This window comes from Agarivorans sp. QJM3NY_33 (genome assembly GCF_050870865.2).
In the GTDB taxonomy this organism is placed as follows: Bacteria; Pseudomonadota; Gammaproteobacteria; order Enterobacterales; family Celerinatantimonadaceae; genus Agarivorans.
On record NZ_CP194039.2, the window covers coordinates 2,431,696 to 2,446,807 of the forward strand.

The window sequence follows — 15,112 nt, forward strand, 5'->3', positions numbered from 1 at the left end:
CTGACTGGGGGGAGTCAGATGGTATTCGCGAGTGGATTTGAACCACCGACCTCTACCATGTCAAGGTAGCGCTCTAACCAACTGAGCTACGCGAATATTTTGGTACAACCGAGTGGATTCGAACCACCGACCCCCACCATGTCAAGGTGGTGCTCTAACCAACTGAGCTACGGTTGTATTGTGCTTGTGAACAAACTACGGCGTGAAAGGTACTGCAAGTTAATGCGTCCGTCAACTGCTGTTCGCGAATATGCGAACTGTATGCTTAATCATTAATCAACCAAAAGGCAAGGGACGCTTTTTTGCTGATTTTTCGTTCTACTCGTCAATTCAACTCAACAAGGTCTTCGCTTCCGCTTCAAGTTGCAGTGCAACTCGCAATAATTTCCTGCCATTGAATAACGTGTTGTCTATTTGCTTGATGAAACCTTTGCTGAATCAATTGCGTCTTGCTGATTAGTGTTGTGAAGGAGGGAGCATGATACAGTTGGGCGAGGGCAATATTCACCACACTTGCACTTTGGTCGAGTTCGGCTAGATAGCGCTGTACTTTCGCCATGTACACCTTATTTAGCACATTATCTAAGATCTTGTATTGTTGTTGATTCGAAGAAACACAGCGAAATTCAGCATGCTTTAAGGATTCGGAAATAGATTTTAACCAAATGGTGGCCCGATTTAATTCGCTAAATAAGCTGAATATGCTAGGGCTTTGATCAAGTTGTTTTAGCTGTAAAAGTAAAGCGGCTTCATCTAGCGCAGCCCCATTTTGCAATACCGTTTGGTAACTCGCCAGGTGCTTGATTCGCTCAGCTAATTTGCGATAGGCTCCGCTAGGCGTCTGGGATAAACGATCTCGCCGAGTCCATAATTGCCTTAGGCTTATCTCATCCACTAAGAAATTATGCCAATAAATCGCGCTAGCTTGCAGCTTTCGGCTCAGCAGGCGATTTAGAACTAAAGAAAACTTAGGGTCGATATCCGCGTTATTTGAACAACGAGCTAAACCAAATATAATTTGAGAATGCCAAATCAATTTATACACAGCACTGGCTTGTTTGCCTAAACTGGAGTTTTTCTGGAAAACGGTCTGTTGCAAACCGCAGCGATTCAACTTAAAGCTATCCACAAAGGAAAGCCTTAAGTCTGGCTCAGTGAGATGGTAATTTCGCCATATAATGGTGCCTTGCCCAAGTTGATGTGGGTTCACAACGCCAATCTTAATATTGAGTACCCGTTGTAAACGTTGTCGGTAATCATTAAATAACTTGTCGCTGCGGGGGAGCAACCCATCGTGAACCAATGCAATGGCTGCTAGCAGCAATAAAGTAGCTGCTAGTATTTTTAAGCATTGCCTAAGGCTCATGCTTCCTTATTGATGAGATAGAGTCGCCCTGGATTATTCGATGCCCAAACCAAGCGAGCAAGTAGGCCTATCGCACATGCCGTTAAGGCAATCACAATCGCAATCCAAAAACCTTGTACACCCATTGGGTGCTCGGTAAAGGTATTGGTAAAGGTTAACAACGAACCAATACCTAAGCCAATTGGCCAGAAGCTAATAAGAGTCACCAACAAGATAAAGCGAGTGTCTTGATAACCTCTTAAGGCACCTGCACAGCATACTTGCAATGAGTCTGATAGCTGATAAGTCGCAGCAAGTAAAAATAGCGGTGCAGCAATCGCTGCAACGGTTGCGTTATCGGTATACCAACTAATAATTTCGAGTCTGAACAAAATGGTAGCAGATGCGATAAATACGGTTGCTATTACCGACAATATAATGCCGCTATAGGCACTAATTTGCGCCTTATCATAAGATTTCTCGCCCATGTAGTTGCCGACACGAATGGTTAGCGCAATCGCGATACTTAAGGGCAACATAAACACCATTGAGGTAAAGTTAAGCGCAATTTGATGAGCAGCCACAATATCTGCACCCAAAGGCGATAGTAATAATGCAATCATTGAAAACAAGGTCACTTCAAAAAATATCGCACAGCCTATAGGCAAGCCCAATTTAAAAATTCTCGAGATGGTTGGCCAGTCAATGGTAAGCTTAGCTTCAAATAAATGAAGTTTCTCGAGGGTCTGACTTCTAAACACATAAATGATCATGGCAATAACCATAAACCAGTTAACAATTGCAGTCGCGACACCGCAACCCGCTCCGCCTAATTTAGGTAAACCCAATAAACCGTTAATAAAAATATAATTAACCGGGATGTTTACCAATAGTCCCAAAATCCCAATAATCATGATGGCTTTTATATTCGAACAGGCTTCGTTCACCCCTCTTAGCACTTGATAGACGGCAAATGCAGGTAGCCCAAAACTCACAAACAACAGATACTGTTGGGTTAAACCCACGAGCTTAGGATCGACATCCATCAATTTAAATACGCTCGGTGCAAACCAAAGGACCAGCCATCCAATAACGGTTAAGCCTAAGGAGATAACCACTGCTTGCTGAAATATCATGCCCCCTCGATGCGCTTGTTTTGCACCAACTTGATAAGCGACTAAGGGCGTGACTGCCATGAGGATCCCTTGCAACAATAAGATCACTGGGTTAAAGAAGCTGGACGCAACGGCAACTGCTGCTAAATCGGTTGGACTCACCGAACCGGCCATCAACGTATCAACAAACCCCATACCAGTAATTGTTAATTGGGCCACGACAATTGGCCCCGCAAGTCTTAAAATAGCAAAACATTCTTTAGCAAAGCGTTGCTTTAAACCGAGGATAAAATACTTCATGTTCACCGGAATAGTTCAGAGTAAGAAAAAAATAATCAGCGTTAAAAGATCACCCGGGCTTATGCAACTTTGGGTCGATTTAGGAGAGACCGAGGGCTTAAGTATTGGCGCTAGTGTAGCAATTAATGGCACTTGTTTAACCGTTGTAGCTATCAGCGAGCAGGGTGTTCAATTTGACTTGATTCAAGAAACGCTGAGTTTAACAAATTTAGAGCTGATTCACGAAGGAGATTTTGTGAATATTGAACGGGCGGCAAAGGTGGGAGACGAAATTGGTGGTCATCTCGTCTCGGGTCATATCCATACAACCGCACACATCCAAGAAAAGCGAAGCAGCGAGAACAACCTAGCCATACACCTCGCGCTCGATAAACAGTGGCAAGATTATGTCATCTACAAAGGATTTATCTGCGTAGACGGGGCAAGCTTAACGGTCGGGCAGTTAAGTGAATCAGGATTCTGGCTACACCTCATACCTGAAACGTTAAGAACTACCACGCTTGGTGATAAAATAGTTAATGACCTGGTGAATATCGAGATAGACAGTAGCACTCAGACCGTGATTGATACCCTGAAGCATCTCATGAGCAACGGTGATATTAAACGCTGGTTAAACTAAAAAATTTGCTCGTCGTCGGCGTCGATATAAGCGACAATTTTGTTGTTTTGTTCATCAACTGACAGTTTACAGTGGATGGTATAACAACAAACGCGGCAATCTTCATAATAATCTTGGTCACCATTGCTCGCATCTAACACTAATGGCGTATGGTGACCACAGTTTGGACAGCTAATCATTTTTTCAACATAGTTTTTCATGGTAATCACTCCATATGTCCACGATTTAAGTATGGCGCAAACCGCTATGAACAACGAACTCTTCGGTCAATAAAACTTCCGCTATTGAAGTTATTCGCCCAGCGCATTAATATTGCTCTCTTTTTAGTGCCTCAATGCACTTATTTTATCGACGAGACACGTGATGTTTAGTAGGCATCACCACTGTAAAAGCAAGGATAAATATGCCAGTTATAACTCTCCCCGACGGTAGTCAACGTCAATTCGAAAATGCTGTATCTACTATGGACATCGCCGCAGATATTGGCCCTGGTTTGGCCAAAGCCTGTATCGCTGGCCGAGTAGATGGAAACCGAGTCGATGCCTGCGAGTTGATTCACCATGATGCAAAAGTTGCGATTATTACCGCGAAAGATGAGGATGGTTTAGAGATCATTCGCCACTCTTGTGCGCACCTTTTAGGTCACGCGATCAAGCAGCTTTGGCCGAACACCAAAATGGCGATTGGGCCGACGATTGATAACGGCTTTTATTATGACGTCGATTTAGATCATTCACTCACTCAAGAAGATATCGATAATCTTGAGAAACGAATGAAGGCTTTAGCAAAAACCAATTACGATGTCATTAAAAAGACCGTCCCCTTAGCCGATGCAAAAGCAGTGTTCGTCGAACGTGAAGAACCCTATAAACTGGAGATTATCGAGGGCATCGATAGCGCCGCCACACCGGGTTTATACCATCATGAAGAATATGTTGATATGTGCCGTGGGCCACATGTTCCAAACATGAAATTTTGTCAGCATTTTAAACTGATGAAGGTCGCGGGTGCTTATTGGCGTGGTGATAGCAAAAATAAAATGCTGCAACGGGTCTACGGCACCGCTTGGGCAGATAAAAAACAATTGGCAGCTTACTTAAAACGTTTGGAAGAAGCGGCGAAGCGAGACCATCGTAAAATCGGTAAACAATTAGATTTATACCACATGCAGGAAGAAGCACCCGGCATGGTGTTCTGGCATGATTCTGGTTGGACAATCTTCCGTCAGCTGGAAAGCTATGTGCGTGAGCAGCTCACTAAATACCAATACCAGGAAGTTAAAGCGCCTCAAATCATGGACCGCAGCATGTGGGAAAAGTCGGGCCACTGGGATAAGTATGCCGATGCGATGTTTACCACCCAGTCGGAAAACCGCGAATATGCGGTGAAGCCGATGAACTGTCCGGGGCATATTCAAATTTTCAACCAAGGATTAAAGTCCTACCGCGACTTACCATTGCGGATGGCTGAATTTGGTTCGTGTCACCGAAACGAGCCATCTGGTTCTCTGCATGGCTTGATGCGCGTTCGTGGCTTCACCCAAGATGATGCGCACATTTTCTGTACAGAAGATCAAATTCAAGATGAAGTGTCTTCATGTATCGACATGGTTTACGAGACTTATAAAACCTTTGGTTTTGAAGAAATTGAAGTAAAACTGTCAACTCGCCCAGAACAACGCGTTGGTGATGACGAAACATGGGATAAATCGGAAAAAGCTTTGGCCGATGCATTGAGCTCAAAAGGGATTGAATTCTCCTATTTACCAGGAGAAGGAGCTTTCTACGGACCTAAAATTGAATTTACATTGCATGATTGCTTAGACAGAGCGTGGCAATGTGGTACTGTACAGCTAGATTTCTCTATGCCGGGTCGTTTATCCGCTTCTTTTGTTGGAGAAGATAACGAACGCCATGTGCCGGTGATGATTCACCGCGCCATTTTAGGATCTTTAGAGCGCTTTATTGGCATTTTAACCGAAGAGTATTCGGGCTTCTTCCCAACTTGGTTAGCGCCAAGACAGGTCGTGGTGATGAATATTACTGACAAACAGGCTGATTTTGTCCATAAAGTTGTAAAAAAATTAAATAAACAGGGTATTAGAGCCATTGCGGACTTGAGAAATGAGAAGATAGGCTTTAAAATCCGCGAACATACTCTAAAGCGTATACCATACTTGCTAGTCGTCGGTGATCAAGAAGTCGCCAGCAATGAGGTTGCGGTTAGAACTCGTAAGGGTGATGATCTTGGTAAATTTGCTGTTGATGATTTTATTCAACAGATAAAACAAGAAATTGCCAATCGTGATAATAATTGTATTGAGGTATAAATTATAAAAACCGGAAGACGTGGTCAGCAACAAGCTGCAAGAGCACACAAGATAAATGAAGAAATTCAAGCACAAGAAGTACGCCTTACGGGCTTAGATGGCGAAGCCATTGGCATTGTGAGTTTGGATGAAGCGCTAAACACCGCCGAAGAATCAGGCGTAGATTTAGTTGAAATTAGTCCGAATGCTGAACCACCTGTTTGTCGGGTCATGGACTACGGTAAGTTCATTTACGAAAAGAGTAAATCTGTTAAAGAGCAGAAGAAAAAGCAAATACAGGTTCAGGTTAAGGAAATTAAATTCCGACCTGGAACTGATGAAGGCGACTATCAGGTAAAACTACGCAACCTGATTCGTTTTCTAAGCGAGGGTAACAAAGCTAAAGTAACGCTACGTTTCCGTGGTCGTGAAATGGCACACCAAAGCTTAGGCTTTGATCTACTAAACCGTATTAAAGCGGATTTAGAAGAGATTGCAGTTGTGGAAGCTTTTCCAAAAATGGAAGGTCGCCAAGCTGTGATGGTGTTAGGCCCTAAAAAGAAGTAGTTGAGGCTCACAAGTAACAAGCAGCTTACTTTATAAGTAAGCTGTTTTTGTTCGCCTTTAACTATATGTTGTTCATATTGCAATGCGGAGTGCATGTAAATGCCAAAAATGAAATCAAACAAAGGTGCTGCGAAGCGCTTTAAGAAAACTGCTTCTGGTGGTTTTAAATACAAACAAGCTGGTCTTCGTCACATCCTGACTAAGCGCCGTACTAAGGTTAAACGTCACCTTCGTCCGAAGGGTATGATTGCTGCATCTGATGTTGCATCAATTGTTCGCATGTTGCCGTACGCATAAGTTTAGAGGAAGTTAAGAATGGCCAGAGTTAAACGCGGTGTACAAGCACGTGCACGTCATAAGAAAGTCTTAAAGCAAGCCAAAGGTTACTACGGAGCACGTTCACGTGTTTATCGCGTAGCCTTCCAAGCGGTAACTAAAGCAGGTCAATATGCTTACCGTGACCGTCGTCAGCGTAAACGTCAATTCCGTCAATTATGGATTGCACGAATTAATGCTGCGTCTCGTCAAAATGGTTTGTCTTACAGCCGTTTGATTAACGGACTTAAAAAAGCATCTATCGAAATCGATCGTAAGATCCTAGCTGATATTGCTGTTTTTGATAAAGCAGCCTTCACAGTGTTGGTAGAAAAAGCAAAAGCTGCTTTATAAGCGTCGCTAATGTTTGAAATGGGAGCCTAGGCTCCCTTTTTTTATATATAAAAATCACTAACATCCAGCCTTTTTCCGGGAACAAGTCTAGCTATAAGCGGTTCATTAAAGTACTATTTCCGGTCTTATTTAAAACTAAAAAATCAGCCTTTCCCTTGGGGGAATATGAGGAAATCATGCTAGATCTTGATGCGCTAATCAATCAGGCTAAGACTCACATTGATGCAGCTTCAGCGATGAATGAACTTGACGCTGTTCGCGTGGAATACTTAGGTAAAAAAGGGTTAATGACCAAACAACTGCAAGGACTTGGCAAATTATCGCCAGAAGAACGTCCGCAGGCGGGGCAACTTATTAACCAAGCCAAACAGCTTATCCAAGATGCGTTAAATGAAAAACGCGAAGCCTTGGTACAACAAGAGCTTAATGCCAAGCTCGCTTCGGAAACCGTCGATGTAACCTTACCGGGTCGCACCGATGAGCTGGGGGGCTTACACCCCGTGACACGTACCATTGAACGTATTCAGACCTTCTTTGGTGAACTCGGTTTTCAAGTCAAATCAGGGCCAGAAATTGAAGATGGCTTCCATAACTTTGATGCCCTAAATATCCCCGAGCATCATCCCGCTCGCGCCGACCATGATACCTTTTACTTTAATCCTAATTTAGTATTACGAACTCAAACTTCTGGGGTGCAAATTCGCACGATGGAGACAGAGAAGCCGCCAATACGCATAATTTCTCCAGGTCGGGTGTATCGAAATGATTACGATCAGACACATACACCGATGTTTCATCAGGTCGAAGGCTTAATGGTTGACAAAAATGTTAACTTTACCGAACTAAAAGGCGTTTTATACGATTTCTTACAAAACTTCTTTGAAGACGACCTACAAGTGCGCTTCCGACCATCTTACTTTCCTTTTACCGAAACTTCCGCAGAAGTTGATGTACTCGGAAAAAATGGTTGGTTGGAAATTCTAGGTTGCGGCATGGTACACCCGAATGTACTTCGCTCGGTAAATATTGACCCTGAGGAATACACAGGTTTTGCCTTTGGGATGGGGGTGGAGCGCTTAACCATGTTGCGTTACGGCGTTAACGATTTGCGTTCATTTTTCGAAAATGACTTACGCTTCTTAAAACAATTCAATTAAGGGTTAATTGATATGAAATTTAGTGAATCCTGGCTAAGAGAGTGGGTTAACCCTGCAATTACCCGAGAACAACTAGCAGAACAAATTACTATGGCAGGGCTAGAAGTTGACGGTATTGAGCCCGTCGCTGCCGAATTTAGTGGTGTTGTGATTGGTGAAGTTGTCGAGTGTGGCCAACATCCAGATGCGGACAAACTACGGGTTACCAAAATAAATGTCGGTCAAAACGAATTACTCGATATCGTTTGTGGTGCGCCGAATTGCCGCCAAGGCTTAAAAGTAGCCGTGGCGATGGTTGGTGCTGTGCTGCCTGGCGACTTTAAAATTAAAAAAGCTAAGCTTCGCGGCCAAGCTTCTCACGGTATGTTATGTGCCTATAGTGAGTTAGGCATTAGTGATGAGTCTGATGGCATCATGGAACTGCCAAGTGATGCGCCAGTAGGTACAGATTTACGGAATTATTTACAGTTAGATGATGTAGCGATTGAAGTTGATTTAACCCCCAACCGTGCTGATTGTCTTAGCCTACGCGGCTTAGCTCGTGAAGTTGGCGTGTTAAATCAAATTGATGTAGTAACACCTCAATGGGTTGATGCTGCGGTGACCATCGACGATACGTTTGCTGTCAATGTGCTTGCAACACAAGAGTGCCCTCGCTACTTAGGTCGGGTCATTAAAGGTGTGAATGTGCAAGCGACTACACCGTTATGGATGCAAGAGCGTTTACGCCGTAGTGGCGTTCGTTCAATTGACCCTGTTGTTGATGTCACCAACTACGTATTGCTTGAACAAGGCCAGCCGATGCACGCCTTCGATCTTGCGAAACTGCAGGGGAGTATTGAAGTTCGCTTAGCCAAAGCAAACGAAAAACTAGTGCTTCTAGATGGTAATGAAGTTGAGTTACAAGAAAATACACTGGCAATCTGTGACCAAAGTGGGCCTATCGCCATGGCGGGTATCTTTGGTGGTTTAGCCACTGGTGTCACTAACGCTAGCCAAGATATCTTCTTGGAATGTGCCTTTTTCAGCAAACTAGCGATCACTGGGCGTGCCCGTCAATATGGTTTGCACACTGATTCTTCTCATCGCTACGAACGCGGCGTTGATTTTGAATTACAAAACCAAGCGATGGAACGAGCCACCCAACTGTTAGTTGAAATATGTGGGGGACAAGTCGGTCCTGTACTTGAATCCGGAGACTTAAAGCAACTGCCAACGTCATCCAATATCACCTTACGTCATGCTCGTTTAGAGAAAGTGATTGGTTATCCATTTGAAAAGTCTAATGTGACCGACATTTTAACCCGCTTAGGTATGACAGTGGAAGTAACTGAGCAGGGTTGGCAAGCCTTAGCACCAAGCTACCGTTTTGATATGGATATTGAGGAAGATCTGATCGAGGAAGTCGCACGTATTTATGGATATAACAATATCCCGAATCTGTCGCCTAAAGCCTCATTAACGACCGCTCAACACCAAGAAAACATCTTACCCAGCGCTAAGTTACGACAGTTACTTTGTGCGCGTGGTTACCAAGAAGCAATTACTTATAGCTTTGTTGACCCTAAACGACAACAACTACTTCACCCAGAACAGCAGGCTATGATTTTGCCGCATCCAATTTCGGTTGAGATGTCAGCAATGCGTTTAAGTTTATGGACAGGATTACTTGATACCCTATCCTACAACCAGAAACGTCAACAGACGAGGGTAAGAGTTTTTGAGTCTGGCTTACGCTTTGTACCAGATGAAAATAGCGAGAATGGAGTGAAGCAAACACCGATGATCGCTGGGGTTATCTGTGGTAATGCAAACCAAGAAGCTTGGAATGTCAGTGATCGTGAACTGGATTTTTTCGATATCAAAGGCGATGTACAAGCCTTATTACAATTAAGCGCTAACGACGATGCCTTTAGCTTTGCTGTGGGAAGTCACCCCGCATTGCATCCAGGACAATCGGCAAAAGTAATCTATCAAGGGGAGGTGATTGGTTATGTAGGAGCGCTTCATCCACAACATCTAAAAGCCTTTGGTCTCAGCGGAAAAGTATTCTTGTTTGAGCTTGAAATGAACGCTGTAAGCTTACGCCGTTTGCCCGAAGCAAAGCCCGTTTCGAAGTTTCCAGCAAACCGCCGAGACTTAGCTTTATTGGTATCGCAAAACGTTCAAGCAGGTGATTTATTAAATTGCATTAAGAAAGTTGGCGGAAATCAATTAGTTGGCGTAAACTTATTCGATGTATACAAAGGGAAAGGTATTGCAGACAATATGCAGAGTATAGCGATTAGCTTAACTTTGCAGGAGCAGGGCCGTACCCTTGAAGAAAAAGAGATTGCCGCTACAGTTGATATTATTGTAGAGGCGTTACGTACCGAGTTTGACGCATCCTTGAGGGACTAGTTATGGCATTAACTAAAGCTGACCTGGCAGAAAATTTATTTGAAAACTTAGGCTTTAGCAAAAGAGAGTCTAAAGAAGTTGTAGAAGCATTTTTTGAAGAAATACGGGTCGCTTTGGAAAATGGGGAGCAAGTCAAAATTTCAGGTTTTGGGAACTTTGATCTTAGGGAGAAAAATCAACGCCCTGGTCGTAACCCCAAAACTGGTGAAGATATCCCCATTTCTGCGCGTCGAGTAGTCACCTTTCGCCCTGGGCAAAAGCTCAAGAGCCGGGTAGAGAACGCTGAACCGAAATAGATTTTAACCGTAATAAAAAAGGAAGCCAGATGGCTTCCTTTTTTTATCCAAATGATTCTAACGATAGTTAGTGATTTAAAATTTGGCTCAAGAATAACTTGGTTCTATCGGATTGCGGGTTTTCGAAAAATTGAACTGGTTCGTTTTCTTCAATAATCTCCCCCCGATCCATAAAGATAACTCGGTCTGCAACTTGCTTTGCAAAACCCATTTCATGCGTTACACACAACATGGTCATACCTTCATCTGCCAATTCCACCATCACATCGAGCACTTCTCGGACCATTTCTGGATCAAGCGCTGAGGTGGGTTCATCAAACAGCATAATCGATGGATTCATACATAAGCTTCTGGCAATTGCTACACGCTGCTGTTGGCCTCCGGACAATTGTCCTGGAAATTTATCGGCTTGCTCGGGGATCTTGACCCTTTCTAAGTACTTCATGGCAGTGGCTTCAGCTTCAGCTTTTGGTATTTTCTTTACCCAAATTGGCGCTAAACAGCAATTTTGTAATACCGTTAGGTGAGGGAACAGATTAAAGTGCTGAAAACACATACCAACATCGCTACGTACCATTTCGATGCTTTTCAGATCGCTCAATAGTTCAGTACCATTGACGATGATGTCGCCTTTCTGATGTTCTTCTAAGCGGTTAATACAACGGATCATCGTTGATTTACCTGAACCAGAAGGACCACAAATAACGATCTTTTCGCCTTTCGTGACGGTAAGATCTAAGTCCTTTAATACGTGAAACTCCCCGTACCATTTGTTCATTCCCTTTAATTGAATGACCACTTCAGGGCTATTTTGATTTGAATTCATTTCAAACTTCCTTATTAATGTCCTGTGTGTAGTTTCTTCTCGAGGTAAATTGAATACCTAGACATACTGAAACAGAACACCCAAAATACAAACGCTATAAATACATACATTTCGCTTGAGAAGCCTAACCAAGCCGGATCGGCTAATGCTGACTGCCCAATGGCTAGTAAATCGAATAAACCAACAATTAACACTAAGCTAGTGTCTTTGAATAAGGAAATAAAGGTATTCACAATCGAAGGAATTGTAATTTTTAGCGCTTGCGGCAAAATCACCAAGCCCATTGACTGCCAATAAGTTAAGCAAAGTGCTTCTCCCGCTTCATACTGACCTTTCGGAATTGCTTGTAAGCCACCACGAATAACCTCTGCCATATAAGCAGATTGGAACAAAATAATACCGATAATTGCTCTTAACAATTTGTTGAAGTCAACTTCTGAACCAACAAATAGAGGGAGCATCACAGAGGCCATAAATAATACGGTAATCAATGGTACTGCTCGCCAGAACTCAATATATATCGTACAAAAACTCCGAACGATAGGCATATGTGAACGGCGACCTAGAGCAAGTAAAATACCAAATGGTAATGCCGCAACGATACCAGTAATGGCTAATACTAAAGTTAGCATTAAGCCACCCCATTGATGGGTTTCTACTTTAGGTAAACCAAATGAATCACCGATAAGTAAGAAAAACACGATCACCGGATAAATCACTAAAGTAAAAATAGCAATTTTAGGCTTATGTGGCGTTTTTTCATAAACCAATGCGGCGATTAATAGTAAAAAGCTAACGAAAACAATATTTACCCGCCAGCGTTCGGCATGCGGATAAAAACCGTAGATTAACTGTGAAAAGCGATCTGCTACGAATACCCAGCACGCGCCATCACTGGTACAAGCTTCACGACTATTACCTATCCAATCCGCATCGATAACCACCCACTGAAATGCGGATATAATCGGCGGTATGATGATGTAAGCAATAAGCAAGGTTAATATTGTATTACCCCAAGAAGAGAATAGATTTTTCTTGAACCAACCGATAAATCCAACACTCATATTTGGTGGAGCAAGATCAGGTTTAAATTGATGTTCTGACATATTAACGCTCCACTAAAGCCATTTTTTTATTGTACAGATTCATGAGGAAAGACGTGGTAATACTGATGGTTAAATACACTGCCATCGTTAACGCAATTACTTCAATCGCTTGACCTGTTTGGTTGAGAGTCGTTCCCATAAAAACCGATACTAAATCTGGATAACCAATTGCCGTTGCCAAAGAGGAGTTCTTGGCTAAGTTTAGATATTGACTAGTTAAGGGTGGAATAATCACCCGCATGGCTTGCGGGATAATAACCAATTTAAGCGCCTGAGTTCTAGTGAGCCCCAAAGACTCTGCTGCCTCACTTTGCCCTTTACTGACTGCTAATATACCGGAGCGAACGATCTCTGCGATAAAAGTAGCAGTGTAAAATGTAAGTGCCACTAATAAGGCCGCCAGCTCAGGAATCACGACCATCCCACCGCGGAAATTAAAACCTTTTAATGCGGGGTAATCCAAGCCTATAGGGGCTCCCATCACAAAGAAAACCACTAAAGGAACCAATACGACAACGGCTAAAGATACCGATAGGGTCGGAAAGGGTTGTCCGGTTAACACCTGACGCTTTTTAGCCCATCGAGCCATCAAGAAACATCCAATCACAGCAATAATGAAGCTGATGACAACAACATTGGATCCAGCTTCCATTATTGGCGAGGGTAAATATAAACCACGGACATTTAAAAATAGAGCGTCGCCGACGTTAATACTCTGTTTCGGACTTGGTAATGCACGTAAAACCGCAAAATACCAAAAAAAGATCTGAAGTAATAAAGGAATGTTACGTAGTGTCTCAATATAAACCGTCGCAACTTTTGAGATGAGCCAATTATTCGAAAGTCGAGCGACCCCCATAATAAAGCCCAATATCGTTGCAAAAATTATCCCGAGAACTGAAATAAGAATAGTATTGAGCAAACCAACAATGAAAGTATCACCAAAAGTGTGGCTTTCGTCGTATTCAATTAGGGTTTGAATAATACCAAAACCAGCGGTTTGGTTTAGAAAACCAAAACCGGTTGTAATACCACGTTGCTCTAAATTAAAAAGAGCATTGCTAATAATGTAATAAAAAAATCCGATTACACCAATTACAACAATAATTTGGAAAACTAGCGCTCTTACGTTGGGATCAAACCAGATCTTACGAAGACTGTTTGCTGAGTTATCCTTGGTAGAAGGATGAGCAGCCATATAAATCAACCTAGTGTGGAAGTTAAATGAAAAGAGAGCAGGCTAGGCCTGCTCTATGTTATTACGATGATATTAACGAATTGGTGGAGCGTATTGGAAACCACCTTTGCTCCATAGCGCGTTCACGCCACGAGCGATGCCTAACGGAGAACCTGAACCTACGTTTCTATCAAATGACTCACCGTAGCTACCTACTTGCTTGACGATGTTATAACCCCATTTGTCATCTAAACCCAAGCCTTTACCTTTTGGACCTTCTAGTCCTAAGATACGACGAACGTTAGGATTAGTTGATTTCAGCATGTCATCAGCGTTGGTTGAAGTTAATCCATACTCTTCGGCATTGACCATTGCAAATAATGACCACTTAACAATATTCAACCATTGGTCATCACCTTGACGAACCACTGGGCCTAAAGGCTCTTTAGAAATGATCTCAGGTAGTACCATTGCGCTATCAGGTTTAGCTAATTTAATACGTAATGCATATAATTGTGATTGGTCAGAAGTTAATACGTCACAGCGGCCAGCTTCAAACCCTTTAACGGTTTGGTCAGAAGTATCAAATACAACAGGAGTGTATTTCATGCCATGCTCGCGGAAGTAATCCGCTAAGTTCAATTCAGTCGTTGTACCAGATTGGATACAAACCGCGGCGCCATCAAGCTCTTTCGCACTTGATACACCTAGTTGCTTACTGACCATGAAGCCTTGACCATCATAGTAGTTCACACCAGCAAAGTTAAGACCTAGAGAACTATCTCGAGTCAGAGTCCAAGTTGTGTTTCGTGAAAGGATATCGATTTCGCCGGATTGAAGCGCAGTAAAACGTTCTTTCGCAGTTAAAGGTGTGTACTTCACTTTAGATGCGTCGCCTAGTACTGCGGCAGCAACTGCACGACAAACGTCTACATCTAAGCCTTGCCAATTACCAGTTGCATCTGGATTAGAGAATCCAGGTAAGCCGGTGCTTACACCACACTGCAAAAATCCTTTACTTTTAACACTGTCTAATATGCTATCAGCAGCACTCGCATTAGCAGCGAATGCTAAAGCAACAGCTGCCACAGCGGCTTTAATATGTGTGTTTTTTAACATGTTTTCTTCCCTGTACAGTTTGTCATTTGTTTATGTATGTACAAATCTCAAGATTTAAAAGAGATATATCCAGAGCCAATAACAACATAAACATTCAAATATTCGCTG

At 42.8% G+C, this 15,112-nt stretch carries 15 protein-coding genes and 2 tRNA genes; 8 read left to right on the plus strand and 9 right to left on the minus strand.

The genetic code is table 11. From position 1 onward, the window contains the following. Positions 1-19 precede the first annotated feature (19 nt). The 4 genes from ACRRSY_RS10915 to ACRRSY_RS10930 form a co-directional block, all read right to left on the minus strand. Positions 20-96 (minus strand) — tRNA-Val (locus tag ACRRSY_RS10915). Positions 97-100: 4 nt separating this feature from the next. Continuing rightward, positions 101-177 (minus strand) — tRNA-Val (locus tag ACRRSY_RS10920). Positions 178-358: 181 nt separating this feature from the next. Then, positions 359-1,366, minus strand: a complete 1,008-nt coding sequence (locus ACRRSY_RS10925) for a DUF3080 family protein (RefSeq protein WP_432459423.1) — start codon at positions 1,364-1,366, stop codon at positions 359-361. Continuing rightward, the gene (locus ACRRSY_RS10930; protein ID WP_432463164.1) at positions 1,363-2,760 is read right to left on the minus strand and encodes an MATE family efflux transporter; all 1,398 of its coding nucleotides are present in this window, start codon (positions 2,758-2,760) and stop codon (positions 1,363-1,365) included. The genes ACRRSY_RS10925 and ACRRSY_RS10930 overlap by 4 nt, the downstream gene beginning before the upstream one ends. Between ACRRSY_RS10930 and ACRRSY_RS10935 the strand changes: the two genes are divergently transcribed. Then, positions 2,759-3,379 (plus strand): riboflavin synthase subunit alpha, encoded by a 621-nt coding sequence (locus tag ACRRSY_RS10935; protein ID WP_432463165.1) that lies wholly within the window; start codon positions 2,759-2,761, stop codon positions 3,377-3,379. The two genes, ACRRSY_RS10930 and ACRRSY_RS10935, sit on opposite strands and share 2 nt — an antisense overlap. On the opposite strand, the gene ACRRSY_RS10940 is transcribed toward ACRRSY_RS10935, so the two are convergent. Next, complete coding sequence (locus ACRRSY_RS10940) at positions 3,376-3,579, minus strand: CPXCG motif-containing cysteine-rich protein (RefSeq protein ID WP_432463166.1); 204 nt, start codon at positions 3,577-3,579, stop codon at positions 3,376-3,378. The two genes, ACRRSY_RS10935 and ACRRSY_RS10940, sit on opposite strands and share 4 nt — an antisense overlap. 203 nt (positions 3,580-3,782) lie before the next feature. Here ACRRSY_RS10940 and thrS point away from each other — a divergent pair, with 203 nt between their 5' ends. The 7 genes from thrS (at position 3,783) to ihfA (ending at position 10,776) form a co-directional block, all read left to right on the plus strand. Continuing rightward, positions 3,783-5,708 (plus strand): threonine--tRNA ligase, encoded by a 1,926-nt coding sequence (gene thrS, locus ACRRSY_RS10945; protein WP_432453071.1) that lies wholly within the window; start codon positions 3,783-3,785, stop codon positions 5,706-5,708. A gap of 3 nt (positions 5,709-5,711) precedes the next feature. Beyond that, positions 5,712-6,254, plus strand: a complete 543-nt coding sequence (gene infC / locus ACRRSY_RS10950; RefSeq protein ID WP_432456180.1) for a translation initiation factor IF-3 — start codon at positions 5,712-5,714, stop codon at positions 6,252-6,254. 99 nt (positions 6,255-6,353) lie between these two features. Then, a complete protein-coding gene (gene rpmI / locus ACRRSY_RS10955; RefSeq protein ID WP_016401507.1) occupies positions 6,354-6,551 on the plus strand; it encodes a 50S ribosomal protein L35 in 198 nt (65 codons plus the stop codon). Positions 6,552-6,569: 18 nt separating this feature from the next. Beyond that, on the plus strand, positions 6,570-6,923 hold the full coding sequence (gene rplT, locus ACRRSY_RS10960) for a 50S ribosomal protein L20 (RefSeq protein WP_432453072.1): 354 nt from the start codon (positions 6,570-6,572) through the stop codon (positions 6,921-6,923). Between the two features lie 176 nt (positions 6,924-7,099). Next, positions 7,100-8,080, plus strand: a complete 981-nt coding sequence (gene pheS, locus ACRRSY_RS10965; RefSeq protein WP_432459421.1) for a phenylalanine--tRNA ligase subunit alpha — start codon at positions 7,100-7,102, stop codon at positions 8,078-8,080. Between the two features lie 12 nt (positions 8,081-8,092). Further along, the gene (pheT, locus tag ACRRSY_RS10970; RefSeq protein WP_432463168.1) at positions 8,093-10,480 is read left to right on the plus strand and encodes a phenylalanine--tRNA ligase subunit beta; all 2,388 of its coding nucleotides are present in this window, start codon (positions 8,093-8,095) and stop codon (positions 10,478-10,480) included. 2 nt (positions 10,481-10,482) lie between these two features. Further along, entirely contained in the window at positions 10,483-10,776 is a 294-nt protein-coding gene (ihfA, locus tag ACRRSY_RS10975) for an integration host factor subunit alpha (protein ID WP_432453075.1), read from the plus strand. A gap of 67 nt (positions 10,777-10,843) precedes the next feature. On the opposite strand, the gene ACRRSY_RS10980 is transcribed toward ihfA, so the two are convergent. From ACRRSY_RS10980 to ACRRSY_RS10995, 4 genes are all read right to left on the minus strand, one after another. Beyond that, positions 10,844-11,602 carry an amino acid ABC transporter ATP-binding protein gene (locus ACRRSY_RS10980; protein WP_432453077.1) on the minus strand — a complete coding sequence of 253 codons (759 nt, stop codon included), beginning with the start codon at positions 11,600-11,602 and terminating at the stop codon, positions 10,844-10,846. A 14-nt stretch (positions 11,603-11,616) separates the two neighbouring features. Next, entirely contained in the window at positions 11,617-12,708 is a 1,092-nt protein-coding gene (locus ACRRSY_RS10985) for an amino acid ABC transporter permease (RefSeq protein WP_432453078.1), read from the minus strand. A 1-nt stretch (position 12,709) separates the two neighbouring features. Next, a complete protein-coding gene (locus ACRRSY_RS10990) occupies positions 12,710-13,906 on the minus strand; it encodes an amino acid ABC transporter permease (RefSeq protein ID WP_432463169.1) in 1,197 nt (398 codons plus the stop codon). Between the two features lie 72 nt (positions 13,907-13,978). Continuing rightward, entirely contained in the window at positions 13,979-15,004 is a 1,026-nt protein-coding gene (locus tag ACRRSY_RS10995) for an amino acid ABC transporter substrate-binding protein (protein WP_432463170.1), read from the minus strand. Positions 15,005-15,112: the final 108 nt, after the last annotated feature.